We start from the raw sequence: 14,333 nt of genomic DNA, 5'->3' as shown, positions 1-14,333 counted from the left end.
CTCCCCTACCGGTTGTCGGCAAGGATCATGTCCGCCGCCTTTTCGGCGATCATGATGGTTGGCGAATTGGTGTTGCCGGAGGTGATCCGCGGCATGATCGAGGCATCGGCGACACGCAGGCGGCCGAGCGCGCGCAGCCGCAGCCGCGGATCGACGACGCTCTCGGCGTCGCTGCCCATCCGCAGCGTGCCGACGGGATGGAAGATGGTGGTGCCGATGTCGCCGGCAGCCCGTTTCAGCTCCGCGTCGGTCTCGTAGGACGGGCCGGGCTTGTATTCCTCGGGCCGGAAGCGCGCGAAGGCCGGCTTGGCGACGATCTCGCGCGTCAGGCGGATCGCGCGGACGGCAACGTCCCGGTCGCCCTCCGTCGAGAGATAGTTCGGGCGGATCTGCGGCTGCATGGAAAAATCAGGGCCGTTGAGATGGACCGAGCCACGGCTTTCCGGCCGCAGGTTGCATACGCTTGCCGTCATGGCCGGGAAACGGTGCACGGGATCGCCGAACCTGTCGAGCGAGACGGGCTGCACATGATATTGCAGGTCCGGCGTCTCCCTGTCCGGGCCGGAACGGGTGAAGATGCCGAGCTGGCTCGGCGCCATGGACATCGGGCCGGACCGGCGCAGTGCATATTCCAGGCCGATCGACGCCTTGCCGACCAGGCTGCTCGCCTTCTCGTTCAGCGTCGGCACGCCCGTCACCTTGTAAACCAGGCGAAGCTGCAGATGATCCTGCAGGTTTTCACCGACCCCTCGCACCTCAGCAACCACCGGCACGCCCGCCTGCTGCAGTACCTCGCCCCGCCCGACGCCGGAAAGCTCGAGGATGTGCGGCGAGCCGATCGCCCCGGCACTGAGGATGGTTTCCCGCCGCGCCCTGACGTTTCGGGCGACGCCGTCGCGCTGGAACTCAACGCCCGTGACCTCCCCGTTCTCGATCACCAGCCGGCTTGCCTGCGCCTTGGTGAGGATCGTCAGGTTGCTGCGGCCTCTGGCAGGTTTCAGGAACGCCTTCGCCGTGTTCCAGCGAATGCCCGACCGCTGGTTGACGTCGAAATAGGCGGAGCCCTCGTTGTCGCCGCGGTTGAAATCCGCCGTCGGCGGGATGCCGGCTTCTTCCGCGGCCTTGCGGAAGGCGTCGAGCACCGCCCAGCGCACGCGCGACGTCTCGACCCGCCATTCGCCGCCGACCCCGTGCATCTCGTCAGCACCGCCATAGTGGTCTTCCGATTTGCGGAAATAGGGCAGCACGTCCTCCCAGCCCCAGCCGTCGCAGCCCGCCTGGCGCCAGAGGTCGTAGTCGCGCGCCTGGCCGCGCATGTAGATCATGCCGTTGATCGAGGAGCAGCCGCCGAGCACCTTCCCGCGCGGATAGTTGAGGGCGCGCCCGTTCAGCCCCTCTTCCGGCTCGGTGCGGAAACACCAGTCGGTGCGCGGATTGTTGATGCAATAGAGATAGCCGACCGGGATATGGATCCAGTGATAGTTGTCGCTGCCGCCGGCTTCCAGCAGCAGGACGCGATTGGCGCCGTCCGCCGAAAGGCGGTTCGCCAGCACGCTTCCCGCGCTTCCCGCGCCGACGATGATATAGTCGTATTCCTCCATTCCAGCCTCCGTCGTCCATCGTTCCCGCGCTCGATGGGGAGCAGCAGGTCGCCATGATCCTGATTGTCGCAAGCGGGGCCGGCGGCCGGCCCCGGTTCCCTACCGCCTGTGCTCGAAGCCCAGCCGCCGCCCGAGGCGGGAGGCATAGAACTCGCCGACCACGCCGCGGCGGAAGAGCAGCACGCACGCCATGAAGACCACGCCCGTCACGATCGTCACGGGGAAGTCGGACGTGGCGAGGTAGTTCTGCAAGGTCACGACCAGCCCGGCGCCGAAGACGGGGCCGATGAGCGTGCCGATGCCGCCGAGCAGCGTCATCAGGATCACCTCGCCGGACATCTGCCAGGTGACGTCGGTCAGCGTCGCGAACTGGAAGACCAGCGCCTTGACCCCGCCGGCAAGCCCGGCAAGCGCCGCCGACATGACGAAGGCGCCGAGCTTGTAGTACTGCACCGAGTAGCCGAGCGAGACGGCGCGTTGCTCGTTCTCGCGGATCGATTTCAGGATCATGCCGAAGGGCGAGTTGACGAAGCGCCAGATGATAAGCAGCCCGATCACGAAGACGGCGAGCGTGAAATAGTACATGTTGGTGGAGACCGAGAGGTCGACCAGGCCGAAGAGATGGCCGCGCGGCACGCCCTGGATGCCGTCCTCGCCCTTGGTGAACTCCGCCTGCAGGCAGAAGAAATAGAACATCTGCGAGAGCGCCAGCGTGATCATCGCGAAATAGATGCCCTGCCGGCGGATGGCGAAGAAGCCGATGACGAGGCCGAGCACGGCCGCGCCGAAAACGCCGAGCAGCACGCCCAGTTCCGGCGTCCAGTGCCACTCCTTGACCGCATGCGCGGTGAAATAGGCCGCGCCGCCGAAGAAGGCCGCATGCCCGAAGGAGAGCAGGCCCGTATAACCGATCAGCAGGTTGAAGGCGCAGGCAAAGAGGGCGAAGCACAGGAGCTTCATCAGGAACACGGGGTAGAGGAAGGCGGGCGCGACGGCGAGCGCGGCAAGCCCCACCAGGAGGAAACCAAGCCGGATCGAAGACGCCATGGCGCTGTGCGCCTCCGTCCGCCCGCCGGTTTCGGTCGTTTCAGCCATGTCCGCCATGTCACGCATCCTTCCCGAAGAGACCAGCCGGCCGAAGCAGGAGCACGATGGCCATGATGACGAAGATCACGATGTTCGAGGCCTCGGGATAGAAGACCTTGGTGAGGCCTTCGGCGATCCCGAGCATGTAGCCCGTGACGATCGCACCGAGGATCGAGCCCATGCCGCCCACGACGACCACCGCGAAGACCACGATGATGAGGTTCGTGCCCATCAGCGGCGAGACCTGGTAGATCGGCGCGGCGAGCACGCCGGCGAAGGCGGCGAGCGCGGCGCCGAGGCCGTAGGTGAGGGTCAGGAGCAGCGGCACGTTGATGCCGAAGGCCTGCACGAGCACAGTGTTCTCGGTCGCCGCACGAAGGTAGGAGCCGAGCTTGGTCTTCTCGATCAGGAGCCAGGTTCCGAGGCAGGTGACGAGCGAGACCACGACGACCCAGCCGCGATAGTTGGGCAGGAACATGAAGCCGAGATTGGTGCCGCCGGCAAGCGACGGCGGCACCGAATAGGGCTGGCCGGCCGCGCCGTAGAGATAGCGGAACGTGCCTTCGATCGTCAGCGCCAGGCCGAAGGTGAAGAGCAGGCCGTAGAGCGGGTCGAGGTCGTAGAGGCGGCTCAGCATCGTGCGCTCGATCAGCGCCCCGAACAGGCCGACGACGAGCGGCGCGATCAGCAGCGCCAGCCAATAGTTGACCCCGAGATATTGCAGGAGCAGCAGGGCGACGAAAGCGCCCAGCATGTATTGTGCGCCATGCGCGAAGTTGATCACCCGCAGGAGGCCGAAGATGACGGCGAGGCCGAGGCTCAGGAGGGCATAGAACGAGCCGTTGATCAGCCCGATCAGCAACTGGCCGAGGAATGCCTGCAGGGGAATACCGAAGATCGTCGTCATGGCGTCAGACTCCGAGGACTTTGTGGAGCATGGTCATGCGGTCCGGCAGTTCCGAAACCGGGAAATCCGCCACCATCCGGCCATGGTCCATCAGATAGAAGCGGTCGGCGATCTTGCTCGCGAAGCGGAAGTTCTGCTCGACGAGCAGGATGGTCATGCCCCGCGCCTTGAGCTTCCTCAGCACCTCGCCGATGCGCTGCACGATCACCGGCGCGAGGCCCTCCGTCGGTTCGTCGAGGATCAGGAGACGGACGCCGGTGCGCAGGATGCGCGCCATGGCCAGCATCTGCTGCTCGCCGCCGGACAGTTTCGTTCCGGGGCTCGTCCGGCGTTCCAGGAGGTTCGGGAAGAGCTCGTAGATCTCGTCGAGCGCCATGCCGCCATCCGCCACGACCGGCGGCAGCAGCAGGTTTTCCTCGACGGTGAGGCTCGCGAAGATGCCGCGCTCCTCCGGCACGAAACCGATACCGGCATGGGCGGTGCGGTGAAGCGGCACCGACAGCATGTCGCGGCCGGCGAAGCGGATCTCACCGCGGCGCTGGCGGATGATGCCCATGATCGTTCTCAGCGTCGTCGTCTTGCCGACGCCGTTGCGGCCGAGGATGGTGATCATCTCGCCCTCGCCGACCGACATGTCGACGCCGTGCAGGACGTGGCTTTCGCCATACCAGGCATGCAGGTTGCCAACCTGAAGAAGCGCTCCCATGTCAGGCCTCCTCCGTGCCCATATAGGCGACGCGCACCCGCGGGTCCTCGCTCACCGTCCGATAGTCGCCCTCCGCGAGGATCTCCCCGCGCTGGAGGACGGTCACATGGTCGCAGATGTCGGCGACGACCTTCAGGTTATGCTCCACCATCAGCACGGCGCGATCGCGCGCGACATTGCGGATGATGCCCGCCACGACGGCGACGTCCTCCCCGCCCATGCCGGCCATCGGCTCGTCGAGCAGCAGGACCTTCGGATCGAGCGCCAGCGTGGTCGCGATCTCCAGCACGCGCTTGCGCCCATAGGAAAGGTCCGCTGCCATGACATTGCGTGCCTCCGAGAGGCCGACGGCGGAAATGAGCTGGTCGGCGCGTTCGTTCAGCCGGTCGAGCGCCGACAGCGGCCGCCAGAACTGCGTGGCGAGCCCGTTCGGCCGCTGCAGGGCGACGCGCACATTGTCGAGCACGGAAAGGTGCGGGAAGACCGCGGAGATCTGGAACGACCGCACCAGGCCCATGCGGGCGACGCGGTCCGGCGCCATGCCCGTTATGTCGGTCCCGAGCAGGGTGATCGTGCCGCTGGTCGGGGTCAGGAACTTGGTCAGGAGGTTGAAGACCGTCGTCTTGCCCGCGCCGTTCGGCCCGATGAGGGCATGGACGCGCGCGTGGTGCACGTCGAGGTCCACGTTGCTGACAGCGTTGAAGTCGCCGAAGCGCATGCCGAGGCCGCGGGCGGACAGCACCACCCGCGGCTCCTCCTTGCTTTGTGGTACGGCGAGCGTCATCACCAAACCGGCCGCCGCTTACTGCGAGACCAGCGGGCAGCCGCTCTTGGCCGGATCGATGAAGGCCTCGTCGCCCGGAATGGTCGCGAGCACCTTGTAGTAGTCCCACGCCACGTCGCTCTCGCCGGGCTTCTTCACTTCCATGAGGTACATGTCGTGGATCATGCGGCCATTGGCGCCGACCTTGCCGTTTTCGGCGAAGACGTCGTTGACCGGCATTTCGTGCAGCGCCTTGGCGACGGCTTCCGTCTCGTCGGTCCCGGCCTTCTCGATCGCTTTCAGATATTGCAGGACGGCGGAATAGGTGCCGGCATGCACCATGTTCGGCATCGCGCCGGTGCGGTCGAAGAAGCGCTTGCCGAACTCGGCCGCCTCGGGCGTGCGGTTCCAGTAGAAGCCTTCCGTCAGCGTCAGGCCCTGGGCCGCTTCGAGGCCGAGGCCGTGCACCTCGGCCAGCGTGAAGAGCAGCGCGGCGAGCCGCTGGCCGCCGGCGACGATGCCGAATTCCGCTGCCTGCTTGATCGAGTTGGAGGTGTCGAGGCCGGCATTGGCAAGGCCGATCACCTTGGCGCCCGACGATTGCGCCTGCAGCAGGAAGGACGAATAGTCCGTGGTCGCCAGCGGATGGCGCACCGCCCCCGAGACTGTGCCGCCGTTCGCCTTGACGAAGTTGGCGGTGTTTTCCTCGAGCGAATAGCCGAAGGCATAGTCCGCGGTCAGGAAGAACCAGGTGTCGCCGCCTTCCTTCACGAGCGCGCCGCCCGTGCCGACGGCGAGCGAATAGGTGTCGTAGGCCCAATGGAAGCCGTAGGGGCTGCACTGGGCGCCCGTCAGTTCGGTCGTGGCCGCGCCGGTGACGATGTCGATCTTCTTCTTTTCCTTGGAGATCGCCTGGACGGCGAGCGCGACGGAGGACGTCGTCAGCTCCATGATCGCGTCCACCTGCTCGGTGTCGTACCATTGGCGCGCGATGTTCGAAGCGATGTCCGGCTTGTTCTGGTGGTCGGCGGTGATGACCTCGACGGATGCGCCCAGCACCTTGCCACCGTAGTCCTCGACCGCCATCTTGGCCGCCTCGTAGGAATACTTGCCGCCGAAATTGGCATAGACGCCGGACTGGTCGTTCAGGATGCCGATCTTCACCACGCCGTCGGACGCGTCGGCATAGGCCGCCGTGGAGCTTGCGAGCAGTACGGCCATGGATGCAATCAATCTGGTGCGCATGATTTCTCCTCCCAGAGAATACGAAAGTGCAATCTGTTCAAAAATGTCCGGACACTCTCCTCAAAGCGTCTGGCTCGCCTTGCAGTTTCCGGAATTTCGGCGTTGACACAAGGGCGGATGGCTGGCTATTTGCGAACAAAGCCTGTTCATTTTTGAACAGATGGAGCCACGCGCGTGCATCCGCAGTTTACCTGGGACGACCTGCAGTTCTTCCTCGCGGTGGCACGGACCGGACACCTTTCCGCGGCGGCACGCCAACTCCGCACGAGCCATGCCACGGTCTCGCGCCGCATCGACCGGCTGGAATTCACCCTCAAGGTCAAGCTCTTCGAGCGCAATGCGCGCGGCTACATCCTCACGCAGATGGGGCAGCGCTTCGTCGAGACGGCCGAGCGCATCGAGGGCGAGACGGAGCGGCTCCAGGCCGACATCTCTTCCGGCGCGACGTCGCAGCGCGGCGTCGTCCGGCTGAGCGCGCCCGAAGGCTTTTCCAACTTCTTCTTCGCCGAGCACCTGCCGGCCTTCGTGCGGCAATGTCCGGCGGTCTCGCTGGAACTGGTGACGATCCAGCAGATCATGTCGCTCTCGCGCAAGGAGGCCGACGTCGCCGTCACGCTCGATCCGCCGAAGGCCGGTCCCTATTTCGCCGAGAAGATCCTGGACTACAGCCTGCATGTCTACGGGGCACGATCCTATCTGGCCGCGAAGCCGCCCATCTCGACGCGGGACGACCTGCTGGCCCATCCCTTCATCGGCTATATCGAGGACATGATCTTCGCTCCGGGACTGGACTATCTCGGAGACGTTCATCGCGGGATCAAGGCGGCTTTCCAAAGCTCGAGCATCTTCGCCCAGCTGACGGCGACGCGCAACGGCCTCGGCCTCTGCGTGCTGCCGCATTTTATCGCGGCGCGTTATCCCGAACTCGAAATCGTGCTGCCGCAGACCGTGGACCTGCGGCGCAGCTACTGGCTGCTCTGCCACCGCGACATGCGCGACGTGCCGCGCATCCGCAGTGTCATCGGGTATCTCGGCGGCATGGTGCGCACCAATGCCCCCCTCTTCGTCCGCGACCGGCGGGCCGAGGCCTCGACGGACGTTCCGAACGCAAGCCCCGCCGACGAACCCTACCGCCCGCCCCTTTTGAGCCACAGATAGGCAGCTGCGGTCCAGGAAAAGCCGAGGCCGCCGCAGCCCTCGCCGGTTTCCGGATCGAAGTACTCGGCAAAGCCTTCGCGTTCGATTGCCGAAAGCGTCGAGCCCCGCAGCTCCTCGGCGAAGGCGCCTTCGCCATTGCGGCGCAGCCCCTCCATCAGCAGCCAGTTGATGATGCCCCAGGCGGGGCCACGCCAGTAGCGCTTCGGCTCATAGGCGGCAAGGCCGGGCTTCGTCGTCGGGAACGCAACCTTCAGACCGGCCGACCAGCGCCGCATCTCCGCAACGGCCGCCGACGCCATCGCGGCTTCCAGGTCGAGCGCGAGAAGCGGGAGGAAGCCCGCCTGCGTCGCCGCCTCGATGTCCGCGCCGGATACGAGGTCGCGCGAGACGAAGCGGGACAGCGCCGGGCGCCACTGGCCGAGGATGGCCTTGCGGCTGAGGGCGTTGAAGGCCGCGATCTCTTCCGCCTCTTCCGTCCTGCCGAACAGGCGTGCGAGATGCTCCAGATCCTCGCCCGCCTTCAGGAGGATGGCCGTCGTCTGGATTTCGGCGACCTTGAACGGCGCCCTCGCCCATTGATCCGCCGGGTTCCAGCCGCAGTCGGCATAGGTATCCAACAGATGGATGAAGCGGCGATAGTCCTCGTCGCGCGGCCGCATGTCCGCATGCACATGGCCGATGTCCTTGCGCACCACGGGCGTCGTGGTGGTGGTCGGCACGCGCGCCATCGCCGCGTCCCAGGCCGGCGAGTTGTCGCTGCCGCTTTCCCAGGGATGCAGCAGCGCGACGAGGCCGGTCCCCTCCGGGTCGCGGGCGGCATACCACCAGCGATGCCATTTGAGTGCGGCAAGATAGAGCGCAAGCGTGCGCTCCCTTGCCCCCTCGTCCGCGGCGTCGTGCACCTGGCGAAGGGCAATGGCGAAGACCGGCGGCTGTGTTATCCCCGACGTCGGAATGCCGTGCTTCGTGCGCCAGACGGAGGGACCGGGAAAATAGGTGTCGCTCGGCTGGTGGAAGACGATGTGCGGGATCATGCCGTCGGCCCACTGGCCTTCGGCAAGGCGCTCCAGCTCGCGATAGGCCCGGTCGACGTCGTAGAGGGCAAAGCCCATCGCGACGAAGGCCGAATCCCAGTTCCACTGGAAAGGATAGAGACGGTCGGTGGGGACCGTATAACCGCCGCGGTCGTTCACGGCCAGGATGCGTCTGGCTTCTTGGATATGGTCTGTCATGGTCTGCTCTGATGTTTCTGTGTTCATGCCGCCGACGGCGGGTAGGACTTGCCGCTTTCCGGGGAAAGCCAGGTGATGCGGTTCCGGTCGGGCCTGAGGCCGATCACGTCACCGCTCCGGACCGCTTCGGACGGCGGCAGGACGACGCGGGCGGGCTGTCCCTGGATCGAGCCTGTCAGGAGGAGATGCGAGCCCATCGGCTCCGCCACCCTGACCTGCATCTCCAATCCGGCCTCGCGCGGCACAAGCGCCACGGCCTCGCCGCGAAGGCCGAGCACCACGCTGTCGCCGGCGCCCTGCGGCACGGACAATTGTTCCGTCCCCGCGGCCACATGGCCGCGCTCCACCGGCACGGTGATGAAGTTCATCGGCGGATTGCCGATGAAGCCGCCGACGAAGCGCGTGGCGGGATGGTTGTAGATCTCCACTGGATCACCCACCTGCTCGACCACGCCGCCGTGCATCACCGCGATGCGGTCGGAAAGGCCCATGGCCTCCGTCTGGTCGTGCGTCACGTAGATCGTCGTGGTGCCGGCCGCCTGCAGCACCGTCTTGAGCTCGGTGCGCATCTCCAGGCGCAGCAGCGCGTCGAGGTTGGAGAGCGGCTCGTCCATCAGCAGCACCTTCGGCTCGACGGCAAGCGCCCGGGCGACGGCCACGCGCTGGCGCTGGCCGCCCGAAAGCTTGTTCGGATAGCGGTCGAGATAGGGCTCGATGTGGAGAAGGCCGGCCGCCTTCTCGACCTGCTTCTTCACGCGTGCCTCGTCGGCCTTCTGCATGCGCAGGCCGAAGGCGACGTTCTCGTAGACGGTCATGTGCGGGAAGACGGCGTAGTTCTGGAAGACCATCGCAAGGCCGCGCTCCTTCGGCGGCAGGCCGATGATCGAGCGGTCGCCGATGCGGATATCGCCGGCGGTCGCGCTTTCGAGCCCGGCGATGATACGCAGGAGCGTGGTCTTGCCGCAGCCCGAAGGGCCGAGCAGGGAGACGAACTCGCCGTCGTTGATCGTCAGCGAGACCTCTTTCAGGGCCTCGAAGGCGCCGAAGGCCTTGCGGATGCGGTCTATGACAATATTGGCCATGGCTTGGTCCCGTTATTTCGAGGAAATGCCCCAGATCGCGAACAGGTAGCGCCTGACCGCGAAGATGAAGATGACCGAGGGGAGGATGAGAAGGAGGCCGCCCGCGAAGCGGTAGTGCATCGGGCTTTCCGACAGGACCGTCAGCAGGTAGGCCGTCAGCGTGCGGTTGCGTACCGTCAGGACGGAGGCCGCGAAGACCTCGTTCCATGAGATGACGAAGGCGAAGACGGCCGTGGCGACGATGCCCGGCAGCGCCAGCGGCGCCACCACCTTGAAGAAGGCCTGGAGGCGCGTGCAGCCGAACACCCAGGCGGCCTCCTCCAGTTCCCGCGGCACGCCGAGGAAGATGCCCTGCGTGACGAGCGCGGCGAAGGGCAGCGCCAGCACCGTGTGGATGAGGCCGACGCCGACGATCGTGTCGTAGAGCCCGAGCCGGATGAAGGAGACGGTGAGCGGCAGGGCCAGGATCGCGAGCGGAAAGGCGCGGGTGAGGAGAACGAGCAGCCTGTAGCCGTCCTTGCCGGGGAAGGTGTAGCGGGCGAGCGCATAGCCGGCGGGCGCACCGAGCAGGATCGACAGCGCCACGGTGATGCCGGCCGCGCCGAGCGAGTTGAGGAAGCTCTGGACGACGCCCTCGGTCTTCAAGAACAGGAGGAAAGGCTCGATCGACAGGCCGGTGGGCAGGCCGGTCTTCGGCCATTGGTAGACGCCCGTGCGCCCGCCGAGCGCGCCGATCGCCACCAGATAGATGGGAACGATGACCCAGGAGCAGAGCGCGGCGATGCCGCTCCAAAGAAGGAGTCGGCGCGAGGAGGAAAATCCCGCAGTCTTCGTGGCTGTGCTCATGGCAGGCGCTCCGGATCGACCTTGACGATCTTGAGATAGACGAGGGTGGCGGCAAGCGAGATGACCATGATGAGCACCGCATAGGCAGCGGCCACGCCATAGTTCTGGTTCTGGTTCTGCCAGGCATAGGCCTCGCCGACGAGGACCGGGAAATTGCGCCCGCCGAGCGCGTAGACGACGGCGAAGACCTCGAAGGCGAGAACCGTGCGCAGGATGAGCGCCGATTGCAGCGCCGGGCGGATGAGCGGCAGGGTGATGCGCCAGAAGCGCGTCCACGGGCCGGCGCCGAAGACCTCGGCCGCCTCGCGGAATTCCTTCGGCACCTGGTTGAGGCCGGCGACGATGATGACCATGACGATCGCCGTGCCGCGCCAGATCTCGGCGATCGCGATGCCGATGAAGAGCGCCACCGGCGTCTGGTAGGTGAGCCAGGCGGTCTGCCGCTCGATCAGCCCGAGGCCGAAGAGCAGCGAGTTGAGATAGCCGGTGTTCTGCAGGATCGCGAGCCAGACCATGCCGGCCGCAAGATCGGAGATGCCGAGCGGAATGGTCCAGATCCACAGGATCGTCTCGCGCCCCGCGCCGATCTTCGAGACCAGCGTGCCCATGGCAAGGGCGATGGCGATCTGCACGGGGATGACGGCGAGCGCCAGCAGGAACGTGTTCTGCACGGACCGGGCGAAATTGATGTCGCCCGCCATCGTGCGGATATTGGCAAGCGACGGCGCGCCGTTTTCCGACAGCGCGAGCCACACGGTCTGCACCAGCGGCACCACGAAGAGCAGGGCGAGAAAGGCGACGGATGGCAGTATCAGGGCATAGGGTAGCCAGGGGCGATCATTGGTCATGGGCTCTTGCCTCGCAGGACATGCAGCGCACCGCGAGCGGAGGCGGCCTCTGGCCCTCCGCCCCGGCAGGACGTCTGGGATGCGGCCGGGCACGAAGGCCCGGCCGCGGTTGCCTTGGGAGGCTTATTCCACCGGGCAGGCCCCATCGCTTGCGGCATCCGGCGCCCAGCAGGCCGCACCGGTGTCAGCCATCAGCTTGGCAAGCACGTCGCCCTGGGATTTCAGGACATCGGCGACCGGCTCGTTCTGCAGGACGATGCGCTGGAAGCTGTCCATGTAGACCTTGTTGAACTCGCCGCCCTTGTCGCCGAGGCCGACGGGAAGCAGCGAGATGACCGCATCCTCGGCCGACTGCGTCGCCTTGACCGCGCCGGCCAGAAGCGCGACGCCCGGATCGAGATCCGTCGGCAGGTCGATGTTGAGGGTCGGGAAGAAGCCGACATGCGTGGCGGTCAGGAGCTGCGTATCCGGTTTCGTCAGATGCTCGATGACGGCGGTCGCCCCGACCACATCCGGTGCGCCCTTGGGGATCGCAAGGCCGGCGATGACCGGCATGTATCCCCGCCCCTTCGAGCCGGCCGGCGCCGGGAAGACGACATAGTCGTCGGGCGCGGCGGAGATCGCGTTCTTGAGGCGCGCGACGTGGTCCCATGCGACCATCACTTCGCCCGCGGCGAGCGGCTCCTGCATGAAGTCGTAATTGGTGGAGTTCGGCGTCACGACCGACCAGAGCTCCTTGAACGTCTCCCAGCCGGCGACCGCATCGGCATTGCGGAAGGTCCGCACCACCCCTCCCGTGAAGGACGGATAGAAATAGCCCTCGAAATACCGCGCCATCAGCCCCTTCGGACCGGCCGGGAAACCGATCTGCGGCTGGCCCGTCGCCTCCTGCATCGCCTTGCCCCAGGCGATGAGCTGGTCGTAGGTCAGCGCCTTCACATCGGCGCCTTCCGGCAGGTATTGCAACGCATCCTTGTGGGCGGCCATCACATAGGTCGCCTGCAGCCAGGGAATGTACTGCTGGCTGGACTTGCCGAGCTTGCCGAGGTCGAGGAAGGACTGCGGCATGCCGGCTTCGGCCAGTTTAGCGGCCAGCGTGTCGAGCGGCTCCAGCGCGTCCTTGTCGGCGATGGGCGACAGCTCGCCGTGAAGCGCGCCGACGAGGCTGATCGTGTGCTTGCCGGCCTGGCGCTCGGCTTCCATGCGCACGGCAAATTGCGGCGGCTCCTCAACGATGTAATCGACCGGGGCGTCAAGCCCCTTGAGAATCTCCTCGCGGACGACCGTCGCCTCCTCGATCGGGCGGAGCTGCGTGGAGAGAAAGACCGTCTGGGCGAGCGACGGCGAAGCGAGCGCCGCAACGATCGTGGCCAGGATTCCAAATGACAGCAATCGTTTCATGTTCTCCTCCTTATCAACGATGTGAATGTGCTCAGCGCGTCAGCGCGCTGCGGCGATGGCTCTCGCGATCGACGAATTCGATGCCATGCAGCTCCTGCAGGGTTTCTGCCGGCTCGCCGGCAATGGCGCGCAGCAGGAGCGAGGCGAAGTTCGCGCCGAGATTCTCCCCCGTCATGCGCATGGTCGACAGCGGCGGACTGGTGAACGCGCCCATCGGCAGGTCGTCGTGCGCGACGACGTCGACCGCCGCGCCGCCCTCCACTTCGCGCAGCGCCCGGAGCGCGCCGATCGCCATTTCGTCCGTCGCGCAGACGAGCGCGGTCGGCCGATCGGGCCGGCCGAGCAATTCGAGCGCCGCCCGGTAGCCGCCCTGCTCTATCGGCACGCCCTCGGCGCAAAGATCGGCGTCAAGGCCGAGCTCCTCCATGGCCGCCTGCCAGCCGCAGCGCCGGACATGGGCGAAATAGTATTCCTGCGGCCCGGCGATATGGCCGATGCGGCGATGGCCGACGGCGTGAAAGCGCATCGTTGCCCGGTGAAAGCCGGCAAAGCCGTCGCCATCGATGAAGGGATGGGGCACGGGCGATTCCGTCCGACCGTTGGTCACGAAGGGAATGCCTCGCGACTGCAGGAATTCGACGCGCTCGTCCTGTCGCCTGGTTCGCACGAGAAGCATGGCGTCGACGCGGCGGCCATCGACGAAGCGCTGGCAGAGTTCCAGTTCGCTTTCGCCACGCGGGACCGGGGCGATCACCAGGTTGAGGCCCGCATTGGCCAGGTGCTCGGCGCAGCCCGTCAGCATGTCCAGGAAGTGCGGCGGGCCGATATGGCCAGGATCGCTCGGCAGCGGAACGGCGACCAGCTCGGCCCGCTGCTTGCGCAGCCGGCGCGCCCAGGCATTCGGGTGGTATCCGGCTTTCTCGGCGGCCAGGCGCACGCGCTCCCGCGTGGCGGCAGACACATCGGGATAGCCGTCCAGGGCCCGCGAAACCGTTGTGATCGACAGGCCGAGAGCCTTCGCAAGTTGCTTGATGTTGGACATGCCATTCCTCCCGATGGCCTATTTGATTCCCCAAAACGTTTTGGACGTCAAGCCCAAAACGTTTTGGGGAATTGGCGATGCGCTTCGCCGCGGTCTTCCATATCGAAGGAGGCGGTCGGCGCCGTCCTCCTCTACCTTCTGCACGATGCGGGGCTGATGCGGCATGTCGATCGACTACATCGTCGAGCGCATCGGGATCGACCCTGTGGCGCTGGGCTCGGACTTCGACGGCACGGTCATTTCGGACGACATGAAGGACGCCGCCGACCTGCGACCACGATGACGTTCTCGCGCATGCCGCGCAGAGCCGGATCAAGGTGCCCTATCTGGACTACGGCCAGGTCTCGTTCTTCGGTACCGCCCTGCGGCTTTCGCCGACAGGCCGTTCCAACGCCGCACGGTGCACGAAAACTCGA

13 protein-coding genes and 1 pseudogene are annotated in these 14,333 nt (G+C 66.1%); 2 read left to right on the top strand and 12 right to left on the bottom strand.

Annotated features, from left to right (window positions below; translation table 11 throughout):
- Positions 1-5: 5 nt before the first annotated feature.
- The 6 genes from AABQ55_RS28275 to AABQ55_RS28250 all read right to left on the bottom strand — a co-directional run bounded on the left by AABQ55_RS28275 (position 6) and on the right by AABQ55_RS28250 (position 6,308).
- A complete protein-coding gene (locus tag AABQ55_RS28275) occupies positions 6-1,601 on the bottom strand; it encodes a GMC family oxidoreductase (RefSeq protein ID WP_272808214.1) in 1,596 nt (531 codons plus the stop codon).
- A gap of 99 nt (positions 1,602-1,700) precedes the next feature.
- Positions 1,701-2,705: a branched-chain amino acid ABC transporter permease gene (locus tag AABQ55_RS28270; RefSeq protein WP_272808215.1), complete on the bottom strand. Its 1,005-nt coding sequence runs from the start codon at positions 2,703-2,705 to the stop codon at positions 1,701-1,703.
- A 1-nt stretch (position 2,706) separates the two neighbouring features.
- Positions 2,707-3,594, bottom strand: a complete 888-nt coding sequence (locus AABQ55_RS28265) for a branched-chain amino acid ABC transporter permease (RefSeq protein ID WP_272808216.1) — start codon at positions 3,592-3,594, stop codon at positions 2,707-2,709.
- A gap of 4 nt (positions 3,595-3,598) precedes the next feature.
- Positions 3,599-4,300 (bottom strand): ABC transporter ATP-binding protein, encoded by a 702-nt coding sequence (locus AABQ55_RS28260; protein ID WP_244770617.1) that lies wholly within the window; start codon positions 4,298-4,300, stop codon positions 3,599-3,601.
- Between the two features lies 1 nt (position 4,301).
- Complete coding sequence (locus tag AABQ55_RS28255; RefSeq protein ID WP_244770618.1) at positions 4,302-5,084, bottom strand: ABC transporter ATP-binding protein; 783 nt, start codon at positions 5,082-5,084, stop codon at positions 4,302-4,304.
- An 18-nt stretch (positions 5,085-5,102) separates the two neighbouring features.
- Entirely contained in the window at positions 5,103-6,308 is a 1,206-nt protein-coding gene (locus tag AABQ55_RS28250; protein ID WP_272808217.1) for an ABC transporter substrate-binding protein, read from the bottom strand.
- Between the two features lie 174 nt (positions 6,309-6,482).
- Between AABQ55_RS28250 and AABQ55_RS28245 the strand changes: the two genes are divergently transcribed.
- The gene (locus AABQ55_RS28245; protein ID WP_244770620.1) at positions 6,483-7,466 is read left to right on the top strand and encodes a LysR family transcriptional regulator; all 984 of its coding nucleotides are present in this window, start codon (positions 6,483-6,485) and stop codon (positions 7,464-7,466) included.
- On the opposite strand, the gene AABQ55_RS28240 is transcribed toward AABQ55_RS28245, so the two are convergent.
- The 6 genes from AABQ55_RS28240 to AABQ55_RS28215 all read right to left on the bottom strand — a co-directional run bounded on the left by AABQ55_RS28240 (position 7,436) and on the right by AABQ55_RS28215 (position 13,917).
- On the bottom strand, positions 7,436-8,698 hold the full coding sequence (locus tag AABQ55_RS28240; RefSeq protein ID WP_272808218.1) for an MGH1-like glycoside hydrolase domain-containing protein: 1,263 nt from the start codon (positions 8,696-8,698) through the stop codon (positions 7,436-7,438). The two genes, AABQ55_RS28245 and AABQ55_RS28240, sit on opposite strands and share 31 nt — an antisense overlap.
- 23 nt (positions 8,699-8,721) lie before the next feature.
- Positions 8,722-9,780, bottom strand: coding sequence for an ABC transporter ATP-binding protein (locus tag AABQ55_RS28235; protein ID WP_272808219.1), 1,059 nt, complete (start codon positions 9,778-9,780; stop codon positions 8,722-8,724).
- A 12-nt stretch (positions 9,781-9,792) separates the two neighbouring features.
- A complete protein-coding gene (locus AABQ55_RS28230) occupies positions 9,793-10,626 on the bottom strand; it encodes a carbohydrate ABC transporter permease (protein ID WP_272808220.1) in 834 nt (277 codons plus the stop codon).
- On the bottom strand, positions 10,623-11,474 hold the full coding sequence (locus AABQ55_RS28225) for a carbohydrate ABC transporter permease (protein ID WP_244770624.1): 852 nt from the start codon (positions 11,472-11,474) through the stop codon (positions 10,623-10,625). The genes AABQ55_RS28230 and AABQ55_RS28225 overlap by 4 nt, the downstream gene beginning before the upstream one ends.
- A gap of 123 nt (positions 11,475-11,597) precedes the next feature.
- Positions 11,598-12,875 (bottom strand): ABC transporter substrate-binding protein, encoded by a 1,278-nt coding sequence (locus tag AABQ55_RS28220; protein ID WP_272808221.1) that lies wholly within the window; start codon positions 12,873-12,875, stop codon positions 11,598-11,600.
- A gap of 31 nt (positions 12,876-12,906) precedes the next feature.
- Positions 12,907-13,917, bottom strand: a complete 1,011-nt coding sequence (locus AABQ55_RS28215) for a substrate-binding domain-containing protein (protein ID WP_272808222.1) — start codon at positions 13,915-13,917, stop codon at positions 12,907-12,909.
- Positions 13,918-14,086: 169 nt separating this feature from the next.
- Here AABQ55_RS28215 and AABQ55_RS28210 point away from each other — a divergent pair.
- Positions 14,087-14,191: pseudogene (locus AABQ55_RS28210) on the top strand (membrane dipeptidase); the annotation flags it as partial.
- Positions 14,192-14,333: the final 142 nt, after the last annotated feature.

Origin of the sequence: Shinella sp. WSD5-1 (genome assembly GCF_963942435.1) — a bacterium.
GTDB lineage: Bacteria > Pseudomonadota > Alphaproteobacteria > Rhizobiales > Rhizobiaceae > Shinella > Shinella yambaruensis.
The sequence above is the reverse complement of the archived record's forward strand: the minus strand, read 5'-3'. Positions and strand labels throughout refer to the sequence as shown.

What these genes read in the sequence shown, in the direction of transcription:
- AABQ55_RS28220 (WP_272808221.1), bottom strand. Translation starts at nt 12,875, where the DNA reads ATGAAACGATTGCTGTCATTTGGAATCCTGGCCACGATCGTTGCGGCG.
- AABQ55_RS28265 (WP_272808216.1), bottom strand. Translation starts at nt 3,594, where the DNA reads ATGACGACGATCTTCGGTATTCCCCTGCAGGCATTCCTCGGCCAGTTG.
- AABQ55_RS28250 (WP_272808217.1), bottom strand. Translation starts at nt 6,308, where the DNA reads ATGCGCACCAGATTGATTGCATCCATGGCCGTACTGCTCGCAAGCTCC.
- AABQ55_RS28235 (WP_272808219.1), bottom strand. Translation starts at nt 9,780, where the DNA reads ATGGCCAATATTGTCATAGACCGCATCCGCAAGGCCTTCGGCGCCTTC.
- AABQ55_RS28270 (WP_272808215.1), bottom strand. Translation starts at nt 2,705, where the DNA reads ATGGCGGACATGGCTGAAACGACCGAAACCGGCGGGCGGACGGAGGCG.
- AABQ55_RS28225 (WP_244770624.1), bottom strand. Translation starts at nt 11,474, where the DNA reads ATGACCAATGATCGCCCCTGGCTACCCTATGCCCTGATACTGCCATCC.
- AABQ55_RS28260 (WP_244770617.1), bottom strand. Translation starts at nt 4,300, where the DNA reads ATGGGAGCGCTTCTTCAGGTTGGCAACCTGCATGCCTGGTATGGCGAA.
- AABQ55_RS28255 (WP_244770618.1), bottom strand. Translation starts at nt 5,084, where the DNA reads ATGACGCTCGCCGTACCACAAAGCAAGGAGGAGCCGCGGGTGGTGCTG.
- AABQ55_RS28275 (WP_272808214.1), bottom strand. Translation starts at nt 1,601, where the DNA reads ATGGAGGAATACGACTATATCATCGTCGGCGCGGGAAGCGCGGGAAGC.
- AABQ55_RS28230 (WP_272808220.1), bottom strand. Translation starts at nt 10,626, where the DNA reads ATGAGCACAGCCACGAAGACTGCGGGATTTTCCTCCTCGCGCCGACTC.
- AABQ55_RS28240 (WP_272808218.1), bottom strand. Translation starts at nt 8,698, where the DNA reads ATGACAGACCATATCCAAGAAGCCAGACGCATCCTGGCCGTGAACGAC.
- AABQ55_RS28215 (WP_272808222.1), bottom strand. Translation starts at nt 13,917, where the DNA reads ATGTCCAACATCAAGCAACTTGCGAAGGCTCTCGGCCTGTCGATCACA.